This window comes from Microcystis sp. LSC13-02 (assembly GCA_002282935.1).
Lineage (GTDB): Bacteria > Cyanobacteriota > Cyanobacteriia > Cyanobacteriales > Microcystaceae > Microcystis.
This window is the reverse complement of the sequence record MTBT01000295.1, coordinates 1-12985: the sequence shown is the minus strand read 5'-3', so window position 1 is coordinate 12985 and position 12985 is coordinate 1. Positions and strand designations below refer to the sequence as shown.

Here is a 12985-nt window from a genome sequence, read left to right as displayed (position 1 = left end):
TTTTAGATACCAGATGATAGAGTTGATTAAAACTCAGTTTTTGGGAGTTTTCAAAGAAATATTGGCGATAATGGTAGTTAGCTAGATTGAACAGATTTTTTGACAAGAAGGCATAATGGTCGATTTCTGACCACAGGGGATGGTTTTGGGCGATAATATGACGTTCAACTAGCCTCATGTCTTGATTATACCTGATAACGTTCTTAAAATCTATCGGTGGCAAAAGTTACTTATTTTAGTTATCTAGCTACAGAAATGAGTAACTTGAAAAAGTTTTAGGTAGGTTTTTGGTTTCTGTGGTTAAGCCTAATTTTTTCCGATTAAATCCCCAAAAACTAGGCTTTAAGCTGCCCGTACACCCAATTAAGGCTGCATGGCATTTTCAGTGATCAGTGAACAGTAACCAGTAATCAGTGGGGGAGTGGGACAGTGGGGAAGTGGGGAAGTGGGGAAGTGGGGAGAAGGGAGCAGGGAGAAAAAAGCTGATAACTGATAACCGATAACTGAAGACCGACTGCCCCAAACGAAAACTTTGTACCTCACCATTAAGATAACTTCTATATCTTTAGACTGATAAATGCTCGATTCGCTTAATATTTTTTAACATAAAATATGCTCTTTGATTGCTGTAATTGGTTCCCTAGAAGTCAAGCTAATGAGTTATGATACTAGGTAGGAATCCATAGTTCTTAGAGGAGGAAAGCGGGGCAATCTCAATGTTTTGCCCACCGACAAGACCATGATTTTGATGTTTTAAAAATCTCGCATAAGTCTTTAAGAACGTTTAAAATCAGCATTCACACAGGAGGGATATTATGACAGGTAAGAGTAAACGCGGTTTTGCCTCTATGGATCAAGCTAAACAACGGGAAATCGCTAGTAAAGGTGGTAAAGCTGCTCATCAAAAAGGTACAGCCCACGAATTTACCTCCGAAGAAGCTCGCGAAGCGGGACGAAAAGGTGGTGAAGCGGTTAGCCGAGATCGCGCCCACATGGCAGCTATCGGACGGGAAGGGGGCAAAAATTCTCACAAAGGCAGTCGCAAAAACTCAAACTCCGAAGAAAATTCCCCAGCCAACGAGTCTATAGGTGAAAACTCCTCAGATTTTAGCAACTCGGAGGCAAATAGTTGACTTTGGTTGACTTTTTCTCGGGCTGAGAGGGTGTTGGGTGTTAGGTGTTAGGTGTTGGGGTTTTAGGGTTTTAGGGTTTTAGGGTTTTAGTTGAATTCTCCCATTTCCCCATTTCCCCATCCCCCCATTTCCCCATTTCCCCATCCCCCCATTTCCCCATCCCCCAATAAATACTTAAGGTTCGATACTGACAATCCAAGTGCCAACGTAGAGACGGACGGGAATATTGCCAGAGGCAATCACATCACAGGTAAAGTAATAAGTGCCTAATTCAGGATTTCTGACATTAGACATGACGATTTCAACTTTGCTGGTCGGATCGATCGGTTGTTCGGGGACAATTTGAATAATGCGACTATCCTTATCCCAAACCACTTCTTTTAAAGGTAAAGATTTGTTGTTGATGCGTACCTCGATTTTATTGGTGTCAAACTGGCCGTTAAAATAATCGGGATAGGAAATAAAAAAAGCTGCGGCCCCTTGGGAGAGTTTTTTCGGGGGAATATAGAGTTTATAACGATCCATTTGCTTGGGACGACCACCGAATTGCAAGAAATAATCTAAGATATCCTTGCGATCGACTCCGCTAAAAATGGTTAGGCCGGGGTTGCCATTGGCTAAAGTTATTTTTGGTAAAATAATCCCCGCACCCACAGCTAAAGATAGAGCAATTAAAGCGGGTGCTTTAGCATATTTAATTACTTTTGTCAAGACTTTTAACATAAATTTTAACCCAAAGTGAGGGGGATGGTGACAGCCACAAGGAGCCTAATACAGTTCAACTGTAACAAAACCCGCTCGTTTCTTACCTAGACCTTTGCCAGTCCGATAAGTGTCTTGATTAACGCTTCATCGCTCGCGCCATATCCCGTTGATCTTGGCGACGTTTCAAATCTTCGCGTTTATCGTGTAATTTCTTGCCTCTACCGAGGCCAATGCTGATTTTTACCCAACTACCTTTAAAATACATCTTCAAAGGCACAAGAGTTAAGCCTTTCTGTTCCACTTGACCGATGAGTTTGCTGATTTCCTTTTTGTGCATCAACAATTTTCTCGTCCGGCGCGGATCGTGATTAAAATATTCGCTACTCTGTTCGTAGGGGGAAATATGAACATTAATTAACACCGCTTCACCATTGCGGACTAAAACGTAACCATCCCGCAGGTTTACCTTACCAGCACGCACAGATTTAACCTCGGTCCCGAGCAACTGCACCCCCGCTTCAAAAGTCTCTAAAATCTCGTAGAGATGGCGCGCTTGCCGGTTATCACTGATAATTTTGATTTTGTCGTCTTGATTAGCCATATAGTCAAGTGAAAAGTGAAAAAGCTGTTGGGTGTTGGGGTGTTAGGGTTTTAGGGTGTTGGGGTGTTAGGGTTTTAGGGTGTTAGGGTGTTGGGGTTTTATTTGAAATTCTCCATTCCCCCCCGCAACGCGCACGAAGTGGTCTCCCCATTCCCCCATTCCCCCATTTCCCCATCTTACTCGCTCTTTTGCTCTCTCTGGACTGACTGCTTGCCGCTCTTTGGTGATCACTGGCCTTGTCAGGGGGAACGAGAAGGGAGAAAATGAGAGCAGTGTTAAATTTTTATGAAGTTTGGTTCTGTGGACAAAATTCGTACTGTTTCCGATAGTAAGCGTGATTTTTATACTCGCCACACCCGCCCCATCAATTCGGTGTATCGGCGCGTGGTTGAGGAATTATTAGTCGAGATGCACCTGCTCTCCGTTAATGTAGATTTCCATTATGATCCAATTTATGCCCTTGGTGTGGTTACTTCTTTCGAGAAGTTCATGGAAGGCTATCGTCCGGGGGAGGATAAACCGAATATTTTTAATGCTTTGTGCCAAGCGGTTAACGGTAATCCCGAAGTCTATCGTCGTGATGCCGAAAATATGATCGCTATTGCCAAAGAAAGTAATATTGATTCCTTGCTTTCCCAACTGCAAAACCCTGCTATGGGTGGTAACAATCAGTTGTCTGATAGTTTAGTTTCGGTTATCAACGCGCCTAAGTTTAAGTATAGTCGCCTGTTTGCCATCGGTCTCTATACAATTTTGGCGGAAGCACAACCAGAGATGATCAAGGAAAAAGAAAAACGCGAACAAATTTTGCAAAAGTTCTCAGAAATTCTCCATCTCTCCAGCGAGAAACTGCAAAAAGACCTCGATGTTTATCGCGGTAATCTTGATAAAATGGATCAGCTGCTCAAGGTTATCGAAGATGCCTTAGAAGCAGAAAAGAAAAAACGTCAACAAAAAGAACAGGAAAAACAAACCACCCCGCAATAAAGGCTCTCAACCGGAAATTACCGCGTGCAGACAAGGGAATGGGGAACAGAAAAAGGATTAAATCCGCTCTCTTTCTTTACTGTTCCTTCTGACCTCGTTCTACAATTAAGATCGGCAACCCTTAATATTTATCTCCCGTGACTAACTCCTCCATCACCGCACCCGTAACCGATATTTTGGCCAAAGCGCGGTCAGGGGCAAATTTATCGGCAAAAGAAGCGATTATCTTGCTAGAAACTACCGATAACCGTTTAATTGTCCAGATTCGGGAAACTGCCGACTTTTTGCGTCGTCAACAGGCAGGAGATACCGTCACCTACGTGATCAATCGCAACATTAATTTTAGTAACATTTGTGAGCAGCATTGCAGTTTTTGTGCATTCAGACGCGATGAAAATGAAGAGGGAGCATTCTGGCTTAATTTAGAGGAAATTATCGCTAAAGCGGCGGATGCTGTCCGTCGTGGGGCGACAGAAATTTGTATGCAGGGAGGATTAAACCCAAAAGCCAAGATTAAGGGTAATTCCTTAGACTATTACCTCGAAATTGTTAAAAACCTGAAAAAAACCTTTCCCGACCTGCATTTACACGCTTTTTCGCCCCAAGAAGTCCAATTTATTGCTAGGGAAGACGGTTTAAGTTACGAAAAAGTCATCGCTTCCCTGCAAGAAGCAGGAGTGAATTCTCTCCCGGGGACGGCTGCCGAGGTGTTAGTCGATGAGATAAGACGGGTAATTTGTCCAGAAAAAATCGATGCCGCCACTTGGTTAGAAATAGTTGGTATTGCCCATCGCTTGGGGTTACATACCACCAGTACCATGCTCTGCGGTCATATTGAAACCCCTAGCCAACAGGTGCAGCACCTTGAAAAAATTAGAAAACAGCAAGAAATCGCCCTAGAAAATAATTATCGGGCTAAAATCACCGAATTTATTTTATTGCCTTTTGTGGGACAATCAGCCCCCAAACCCCTGAGAAATCGAGTCGGACGAGATCAACCAATTTTAGCCGATACATTAAAATTAACGGCAGTGGCGCGGATTTATTTGGGCAATAGCATTAAAAATCATCAACCCAGTTGGGTAAAATTGGGCTTACAGGGGGCGACAGAAGCTTTAGACTGGGGTTGCAACGATCTCGGTGGCACTCTCATGGAAGAACATATTACCACTATGGCCGGGGCCCTGGGCGGTACTTGTTTGACCGTCGAGGAATTAGAAACGGCGATTAAATCCCTCGATCGCCCCGCCCGTCAACGGGGTACAATCTATTAGAGTCTATTTAACCCGAATCCTGGATTAGCTGAAAGCTTGATCCTGTCCCGGGTTAAAACTTTCATTCTCTCGTCCGACTGACGTTAATTGAGTATTAAGAAGGTGCGCTATTGAGACAGTTATATTCTCCGACCTGATAGATCAAATTAGCTACGAGTCCTGTCCAACCTGTTTGATGGCTTGCTCCCAGTCCTTGACCTGTATCTCCGTGAAAATATTCGTAGAACAGTATTAAATCCTGGCCATCAGGGGTTTTGAAAAAAGGATTTTAATCTCTTATTAGCAAGCTTGTCAACATCGTCTTTGTTATTTATTTCTAATATAGGTTGTACCCAACGCTTAAGTAGTTCGTCATCGTTTATGGCAACGCCTTCATGGATGTCCTTTTTTAGCGATTGCTCAAGAATATAAGGCTCTTCGGTTTGTGTTATGCAATGGACGGGGGTTATAATAGAGCGAACTAATCAATTAAATCTCTTGCCAGATAAGGATTTAGTCGATTTATGCCCCCCTATCGAACCATACCAAGTAACGAAGAACCGAATATAATAACTCAAGACTGATAAAACTTTTTTCGTGTTGATAATAAGCGATGGATGTTGTTGATAAAATTCATGTTCAGTTATCTTCATTGATTTGAGAAACTCTCTTTTTAACTCCCGTTCGTGAAGTTCGTCTATTGTAGGAACATAGTCGTCTCCAATGTTTGATTCTTCTGCAATTAAGTCAACCCATAGTGATAAGTAATATGGATTAGTTAAATACAAGTCACCTCGCTTATTGGCTTCCCTAAGTTTATTTAAAACTCTTGTTATTTCTCGACGTTGGTTTGCTTCTAATTCTTTTGTTGCATTTGATTCTCTCAGCCTCTTGCGAAGAAAATCTTCAAATTGAGTAGGAGAAAGAGATTTAATACGAACATTTATTACTTTTAATTGATTAGCAAAAGCCCTATATTCTTTTTCGCGGCAGGACAGTATCCATTTGGTTCCCTTTTGATAAGTTTTTTCAAGTATATTAGCTAAAAAACTGAATAACTTAGCTCAATTTTTTTGTCAACAAACTCATCTAAAGCATCTATAATTACAACAAGTTTGTATGTAGAACCTCCCCCAAGTAAGGTCGCAAAATCTTGTTTCCATTGATCCTCCGTGTTTTCATATAGTTTTGAAAGAAAGCTTGTTATTTCTTCTTTCTGTATGCCTTTAAGATCATCTAATACATTGGCAATTTCATTGGCATGAATAAATACAGGGATATACTTCCATTTTTTTGAAGAGATAGTTTGTTTTTTATATTCTACAAAGTTTTTGTAAAGAGTTGTAGATTTTCCACTTCCTGGGGAACCATAAACTACAATTGGCGGAGATTTAGTCTGGGAAATAAGATACCGATCTAGATTGGGAATAAATTTGGTAGATTTTGGAAAAGCCTCTTCATAGGCTTGGGTTTGCATTCCAGATAAAGATATATAATTTTTAAGAGCCTGATCATATTTATATTTATTCTCTATTTCCTTCTCAAGAAGTTCTAAATATGTTCGGATAACTTGCGGAAAATTTAGTTGATTTAAGTTATCTTTGATTTCAGGATAATTTACCGATCCACTTGAGTTGATTATTTTTTCTAGTCTCTCGATTTCTTGCTGACATTGATCAATCCTTTGTCGCAGTTCAAACTTTTGGTCTGGACTAGAATTTATCCCGAGTTCAAGCTCGTAGTAGGCGCGTTTTTTTTCCCAGGTTATCTTGGCTTGTTTTAGCTCTTCTAGCGACATTTCCTACCTCCGAACTAATCTCTTAATGGACTTCCAGGCTTTGTACATTAATCCTTCCGTATCCATCTCCAGTTCGTAGGAGGCAATCACCGGAATCAAGGGCAGAACTACCTTTAACTTAGCTGAGGCTGCTTTATCCAAATCTGCCAATTTGGTTCTGATCTCTTGCAGTAAGAAAAATAATTCTGGTGGATACTCAACAGGCGGTATCCGCTCAATAGACTGCACCGCCTGTTCTACTTGAACCAGTTGCATTTCAGCCTGCTCATCTGAGATAACAATCGTTGGACAAAGCTCCCAATATTCTGCTTCGTAGCTGCGAAGGCTTGGTAAAATCTCTCGTTTAATTCTCTGCTCCAAATCAAACTTAGTAGAAGGATCATGAGCAATAATTAGTTGCCTTTCAAAATACCCTAGTTTTTCGTAAAGTAGTTTTAGTAGTTCCTCTAAGTTTGCTAACCGTTGGTGATCGCTCATTGCCAGTTTCTCTCCTTTTTACAAACTAATATTTTTTTACCAAAGCCTGTAGTTCTTCTACCTCGGCTTCTAGTGCAGCCATCGACTGACTCAACGGCACACTCTCAGCACAGCCCAGGTATTGAGCGCACCGCCGAAGGCGGCTTCGAGATCGCAATAACAACCACATCCTTCTTAGACGTGCCAAGTTGCTCATCGTACTGATTGAGTTCAGCGAGGAGAGATGGGGTAATCCCGATGGCGAGGTGTAGCTTGCCCATACTTACTGTTCCAATCTGTGACTATCTTGCTCGCTGTGCTATTGAGTGTCACCATTTTTCTGAAGAAAGCATAGAGGGAAGCGACGTTTACAGGTTTCTGTTTGTCCCCCTCTAATAACTGGACTTCCCCGTTGACAAAAAGCCATAACCTGTGCTGTAGGAGGGATTAAGAGAATTTCCGCTGCCCCGTTACTGGGTACAAATCAAGGAAACACCTAATAAATCTAACGCATGATTGTTGCAGTTGGGTCGGTCGAGTTATCTTAGAAAAACGATAACTTCCCTCTCTAATCGTACATTCTACTGTATTCAAGCAAATCGTCCCCAAGTCCTCCAACAAAGTCCGAAAACTATGCACGGGAAAGTTCTCTTGATTCCGTTTTTTTCTCTCTTTAGACTGAGCGGATTCACTGCGACTCGCTTTAATCACATTCAGAAAACTATCATCAATTTCTTCCTCCTCAAATAATAAAGGAGCTAAGGACTGTTTTAAATGCCATTCCACATAATAAGCCAACATACATAAAAAGATATGAGCCTTGACTCTATCACCCTTATAATGATAGATAGGACGTACCTTTAAATCAATTGACTTATAAGAGCGAAATGCTTCCTCCACTTGAGATAAACTTTTATAAGCTTTAACCGTTATCGCTGCATCCATCAAGGTTGACTCCACAGAAGTTCTTAACACATACACACCATCCAATACCGTTTCTTGAGCGATTAATTCCAGCTTACGCTGATAAGAAAAACCTTCTGACCTTATCTCTAAGTTATAGTATTTATTGACTTTAAACTGATTAAGAACCTTGCCGACTCTCAAAGCTATCTTATCTTGACCCTTTAAAGCTCTTTTCTCCCTTTGAGTCGCTTGAACAATCAAATCTAGTTCCTTATCTGCCGCTTCTAATAATGCCTCTCTTTGTTGTTGATTTTTCTGGGCAATGAAGGGATTTCGACAAGCTCACTCTCAAATTCCACTAAGTTTACCTGCTCAAATAATCCTAATTGAATCACTTCTACTTCCGCCAGTTTCCGAATTTGAGGCTTAGTTAAACCGGTAATATAGTCTAATCCTTCTATGGGTTTTACTAATTCATTGATTTTCGAGTTCGTTAAAATCCCTCGATCCCATCACTGTTGTTTTACCGCTTCCGGTTGCCATCTTACAGGCGTAGCGGATGAAAGCTTTGAGGGTGGTGTCAATGGGGGTGTCTTGGGGAATATGAATCCCTTGGCGAAAGTCAGCGCGTGATTCAATCAGGAAAATTATGGTTTCTACTGCTTCTTTTTGAGCAAAAAATAGGCGATGTTCTCACCCTTTCTCCCTTCTCGGTTCCAGTATTCTAATAGTTCTAAGGTGGTACGGATGACCCCAGGATAGTTTTCGTTTCTCCATTCTTTGATTTTGTTCCTGATGTGGTTAACTAGGGTCATTTCATAACCCGGGAAAAATTCATCGGGGGGTGAAAGTTTGAGAACTTTTCCTAATTCCCATTCGGTGTCACCTTCCCGGAGGGGATAGACAATAGCCGGTCTTCTCCCTTCTTTTAATTCCGGTTCATAACCTTCTCGGATGAACCAGTAACGGGAGGGTTCATCAAAGGGGGAATTTAGGATAGGTTCGTTGACTTCGTAGGTCATTTCGATTTTTGATTTTTTCTTATCTATTAACTAAAGGCAAACTCGGTTAAACTGCGTTTATAGGGAGCCTGAAAACCTAAGACTATATCTTGTTTAGGAACACCAGCCGCGATTAATTGATTAGCAATGCCGATTTCTGTTCCATCTCTTTGAATCCAGATTTTTTCATCTTTTATGTCAAGATGAATAATCACACCATAGATTCGCTTTTGCTCTTTCCAACCAATATTTAAGACTTGGTAATGATGGCGTTTTGTGTCAAAAAGAAGTTGAGTTTCTGTGTGATTTTTGCTGTCATGATCTGAATGTTGGGTGAGAATGTCTTGAATCAGTTGAGAGTAGTTTATTTTTTCCATAATACCACCTCTTGTTTGAGAGAATTAAAGATTAAGAGTTTAATTTTATATTCGGCTACAGCGTCTTGAATAAATTGACGAGAGAAAAAGTCCTCATAGGTATCTTGAGGAATGGCTAGATAAAGAATTCTTTCGGGTTGTTCCTGTTTTAATGCTAACCGATAATTGAGGATTTGTCCTAATGCGAGATGAAATTCGGTGACTTCAGATGCGCCTAAAAAAGATTTAATCTCTATGGCGATTTTTTGACCTGCCTTTTCGGCGGCAATTAATCTTTCCGCGCCTAAGTCGATGTAAAATTCTACGTCATTGACTTTAAGATAAAGGGGATCATGGGTGATATTCCAGCCATCTTTTTCAAGGGCAATACACACGGATTGATGAAAAATATCTTTGGCTGACATAGAATTATTCTAAGTATAAGCAAATAGAGGTTCATCTAGAAATTAATCGATTAATCATACATAGTATCTCGATGTAAAGCTTCATCTGGTAAGTTGGCACTCTCTGAGGGAAGAGTTTGAACAAAATTTAACCATTTCTCGGTTCTTTCTTGTGGGGTTAATAGTTTATCTTGTTCGTCACTTTGTTTAATTATATCTTCTAAAGATTGGTGGTTCTTCGGTTTATCTTATGCAACGGACAGGATGATAAGAGATGAAACGAGCTAATCAATTAAATCTCTTGCCAGATAAGGATTTAGTCGATTTATGCCCCCCCTATCGAACCATACCAAGTAACGAAGAGCCAGATTGGTTAAAGTCATCCCTAAGGTAAATTATATTTTTATCACTACCAAATAAAGAAGAACGTTGGGGATATTGATTTTGTTTCAGTTTCAAAAACAAGGTGAAATCTAAGACCTCTTGTTGTTGGTCTTTAGGTAGTGTCTTAATTTCAGTAATAATAGCTTCTTCTAAGTTCATGGTTTGGTTCCTCTTGAGATTAATATCGGGTGATCGCCTTTGTAGGACATAATATTATTTTTTGCAATTGCCTTTTTGATTCATTTGTTGTTTCAAATCGGGAGGCATTCCCCATGAATATTGATCGACAATTGGACAATATATTTCTTTTCCCCAGTCAGAAACTGAAGTCTTTTTCTTAAGTAATTTTTGGCTAATTTCATCAACATTATGATAAGTGGGATAAGCTTTATAAGATTTATTAAAATAATCTTGTGCTTGTCCAAGCTTTTGATCTAATAATGCCTGAAAACCCAAGACATCATACTGAGTTGCTGTTACTAAATTTGTTGCGATTGTCTCAGGGACAAATTCTTTAAATTTATCATAATCAATTTTCGATGAAAGCAATCCATTTTTCTGTAGTAAAGACAGTTTATTCAAAGAATCAATCAAGCCATTGTAGTCATTACTTTCTTTAAGAGACTCAAGAATGATTTGAGTATTTCTTTCTGCTAGATTTGATTGCCACTGTGCATAACCAGTTACTATTCCCCCTATTAAAATCCCTATTAATCCATAAGTAGTAGCATTTTCAAGAATAACTCTGACTAAGGTTTTTTTCTCTGATTCCTCTTTTGTTAGATAAATCTTAATTGTAGGTAAATGTTCTATAAGGTTTATTATTTCATTAGATTTTTCTTGTGATTCAGTCATTTTATAACTCCTTAACAACTAGCAATTCATTCCCCCGGTCATCAATCACTTTAACGGCAATTTGTTGATGTTCTCCAACTTCAAAAGGTGCGCTGGTTGTCCCTGCTAGATGTTCCCAGACCGACTTCTCATCGGTTCCCTTTAAAGCTTTCTTAATCGAATCCCAAGCACCGGTACGGGGGAAAAATGCCTGATTGACGTGGAAACATAAACCGTTGTAGTTGCTATCCAAAAACCAAGCGGGGACATTCTTACCCGGTTCTAAGTCCACTTTCATTGTAATCGGTTCAAACCAGAAAATCAACACAGGGTAAGTGCATCTTAAAAATTCTTGACAAAATGAACTTTATGTGGGTTGCCTACCCACGATTTTTGGGTAGGATTTGCCTTCTCAATTGTTAAGCAACAATCGACCAAATGGATCGAGTTCGTAACTATTCTGATTGACTGGTATCGCTTGAAATGCTTACACAGCAAGCGGATAACAAAATTGGTCAATTGTCAATGGCGTTTGAGATGCGCTCACCCCGGATCATTAATTGCCTCTTGGGAGAATTGATAAATTGCCATTATTCTAAGCCATATTCTTCTCTTAATCTTGTTTTTAACTGCTCAAAAACTAATTCACCATCGGTTACATTACCCGCTAAAATTTGCTCGGTTGCACTATCAATTTTTTGCCGTAACTCCTCTAATTGAGGGTTGATTTCCTGACCATCTTCTGCGAAAATAATAATTTCTACTCTTTGACCGGCTCGAAAGGGTAAAGGCGAGGTCAATCTTTATTGTAATACTAAATCCGTTGAGTATAGGCTACATATCAGGAGAGGCACTCATGCAAGAGGCAAGAGGCAAAACGGAGAATAAATAATAAGCTTTTAATAACCAAATATAGTGTAACCCTTGAACAACCCCAAGAGAGCCGAAAAAAGCGAACTTCTCTAGGGAGAAATTCGCCTTAATTTCCAGAAATTCTGAATTTATTAATTAGGCACGAGCTTCGAGACGACCGTAGAAAATGCCGCGAATTTTCACTTCTTCAGCATCTTTTGCCCCTAAATCGGTGTCGGAAGGCTGCTCACTTTCAAAAACACCAGCAAACTCCCCGGTAGAAGCGTCAACTTTAGTTACCTGTAAAGACATAGTACCTTTACCCAGTTCCGTCGCTTTGACGTTAGCACGCTGGAAATCTTGACTATCAGCACTAGCGGGTAAAGCGACAGCGTTATCATAACCCGTCACCACACCCCGACCTTTGGGATCTAAGAAACCAGCACCACGATAGGAGGGAACTTTAAAGTCGCCTTCAAAATCGGTGGAACTGTTAATCGAGTTAAAGCCGGCTTCGGTTTTGCCGGTGAAACCTTTGATGGTAAAGAACAAGGGAACTCTTTCACCTCCGGGTAATTGTACGGTAACGGGTTGGAAATCGATACCGTCTTCTTCCTTGAGGGTTAAAACACCGTCTTCGCCTACGGTTAAACTCGCTGTCATCTGTTCTAAACTGGTGGTATCTCTGGTTAGGAGTTTACCCGGTATAAAGGTGGCTGCTTCCCGCTTATTAACGGGTTCACCCTTGACAAAATATTCTTGGGGTTCCAAGCATAAATCTGTCACCACATAACTTTCGCCGCGTTCTAAGGGGAGAGTACCCCGGGTGAACTCGGAAATCTGCGGACATTTGTTAGCTAATCCCGTGTTTAAAATTTCATCATAGGTTAGCTCGTTTCTATTCAGGACGGCACTAGGCGCGTCGCTACAAGCTGTCAACACCCCTAAGCACAAGGCTAAAAAGGCAACTAACAAGGCACGAAATCTCATCTATGTCAACCTCTCTTTGTCAATCTTTACAATTACTACCCTTGATCCATAGCCTGATGAATTATCGAATCGGTTGCGCCAATTCACCGAAACTCAGTTTATCAAAGATCAGTGACCATTGAGAAGATGGGAGACAGGGGGCACTCATGCACTCATGCAAAAGGCAGCTTTGTTCTCCCCACACCCCACACCCTACACCCTCTTTCAAGTCAGGAGGCTCTAAGTAACTGATAGCTGTTGACATCCTCACCGCCGTAAACGGACGGTGATTCCCAAACCTCACGATTTAGGTTTCTGCTTCTTTCCCTTGCGGGGTTCCGCACCT

Annotated in this window: 15 protein-coding genes and 1 pseudogene; 3 read left to right on the top strand and 13 right to left on the bottom strand. The window is 40.7% G+C overall.

Going from position 1 to position 12985, the window contains the following annotated elements; genetic code table 11:
* Positions 1 to 815: 815 nt before the first annotated feature.
* Positions 816 to 1133 (top strand): KGG domain-containing protein, encoded by a 318-nt coding sequence (locus BGL89_RS18575; protein ID WP_286827003.1) that lies wholly within the window; start codon positions 816 to 818, stop codon positions 1131 to 1133.
* A 174-nt stretch (positions 1134 to 1307) separates the two neighbouring features.
* Here BGL89_RS18575 and BGL89_RS18570 read toward each other — a convergent pair whose 3' ends face one another.
* Both BGL89_RS18570 and smpB read right to left on the bottom strand, forming a co-directional pair.
* A complete protein-coding gene (locus tag BGL89_RS18570) occupies positions 1308 to 1856 on the bottom strand; it encodes a DUF2808 domain-containing protein (protein WP_286827002.1) in 549 nt (182 codons plus the stop codon).
* Positions 1857 to 1974: 118 nt separating this feature from the next.
* A complete protein-coding gene (gene smpB, locus BGL89_RS18565; RefSeq protein ID WP_004162719.1) occupies positions 1975 to 2439 on the bottom strand; it encodes an SsrA-binding protein SmpB in 465 nt (154 codons plus the stop codon).
* Between the two features lie 300 nt (positions 2440 to 2739).
* Between smpB and psb29 the strand changes: the two genes are divergently transcribed.
* Both psb29 and cofH read left to right on the top strand, forming a co-directional pair.
* On the top strand, positions 2740 to 3426 hold the full coding sequence (gene psb29 / locus BGL89_RS18560; RefSeq protein ID WP_286827005.1) for a photosystem II biogenesis protein Psp29: 687 nt from the start codon (positions 2740 to 2742) through the stop codon (positions 3424 to 3426).
* 137 nt (positions 3427 to 3563) lie between these two features.
* Positions 3564 to 4700: a 7,8-didemethyl-8-hydroxy-5-deazariboflavin synthase subunit CofH gene (cofH, locus tag BGL89_RS18555; protein ID WP_286827001.1), complete on the top strand. Its 1137-nt coding sequence runs from the start codon at positions 3564 to 3566 to the stop codon at positions 4698 to 4700.
* A gap of 1021 nt (positions 4701 to 5721) precedes the next feature.
* Here cofH and BGL89_RS18550 read toward each other — a convergent pair.
* The 11 genes and pseudogenes from BGL89_RS18550 to BGL89_RS18495 all read right to left on the bottom strand — a co-directional run bounded on the left by BGL89_RS18550 (position 5722) and on the right by BGL89_RS18495 (position 12660).
* Complete coding sequence (locus tag BGL89_RS18550) at positions 5722 to 6477, bottom strand: hypothetical protein (protein WP_286827000.1); 756 nt, start codon at positions 6475 to 6477, stop codon at positions 5722 to 5724.
* 3 nt (positions 6478 to 6480) lie between these two features.
* Positions 6481 to 6954, bottom strand: a complete 474-nt coding sequence (locus tag BGL89_RS18545; RefSeq protein WP_286826999.1) for a hypothetical protein — start codon at positions 6952 to 6954, stop codon at positions 6481 to 6483.
* Between the two features lie 449 nt (positions 6955 to 7403).
* Positions 7404 to 8348: pseudogene (locus BGL89_RS18540) on the bottom strand (IS1634 family transposase); the annotation flags it as partial.
* Positions 8349 to 8495: 147 nt separating this feature from the next.
* Entirely contained in the window at positions 8496 to 8861 is a 366-nt protein-coding gene (locus BGL89_RS18530; protein ID WP_286826997.1) for a hypothetical protein, read from the bottom strand.
* A gap of 26 nt (positions 8862 to 8887) precedes the next feature.
* Positions 8888 to 9217: a XisI protein gene (locus BGL89_RS18525; protein WP_286826996.1), complete on the bottom strand. Its 330-nt coding sequence runs from the start codon at positions 9215 to 9217 to the stop codon at positions 8888 to 8890.
* Positions 9205 to 9621, bottom strand: coding sequence for a XisH family protein (locus BGL89_RS18520; protein ID WP_286826995.1), 417 nt, complete (start codon positions 9619 to 9621; stop codon positions 9205 to 9207). The genes BGL89_RS18525 and BGL89_RS18520 overlap by 13 nt, the downstream gene beginning before the upstream one ends.
* Positions 9622 to 9936: 315 nt before the next feature.
* The gene (locus BGL89_RS18515) at positions 9937 to 10143 is read right to left on the bottom strand and encodes a DUF2281 domain-containing protein (RefSeq protein ID WP_286826994.1); all 207 of its coding nucleotides are present in this window, start codon (positions 10141 to 10143) and stop codon (positions 9937 to 9939) included.
* A gap of 54 nt (positions 10144 to 10197) precedes the next feature.
* Entirely contained in the window at positions 10198 to 10839 is a 642-nt protein-coding gene (locus BGL89_RS18510; RefSeq protein ID WP_286826993.1) for a hypothetical protein, read from the bottom strand.
* A gap of 1 nt (position 10840) precedes the next feature.
* Complete coding sequence (locus tag BGL89_RS18505; RefSeq protein ID WP_286826992.1) at positions 10841 to 11116, bottom strand: DNA methyltransferase; 276 nt, start codon at positions 11114 to 11116, stop codon at positions 10841 to 10843.
* A gap of 292 nt (positions 11117 to 11408) precedes the next feature.
* Entirely contained in the window at positions 11409 to 11618 is a 210-nt protein-coding gene (locus BGL89_RS18500; protein ID WP_286826990.1) for a hypothetical protein, read from the bottom strand.
* 208 nt (positions 11619 to 11826) lie between these two features.
* Entirely contained in the window at positions 11827 to 12660 is an 834-nt protein-coding gene (locus BGL89_RS18495) for a photosystem II manganese-stabilizing polypeptide (RefSeq protein ID WP_004162736.1), read from the bottom strand.
* Positions 12661 to 12985: the final 325 nt, after the last annotated feature.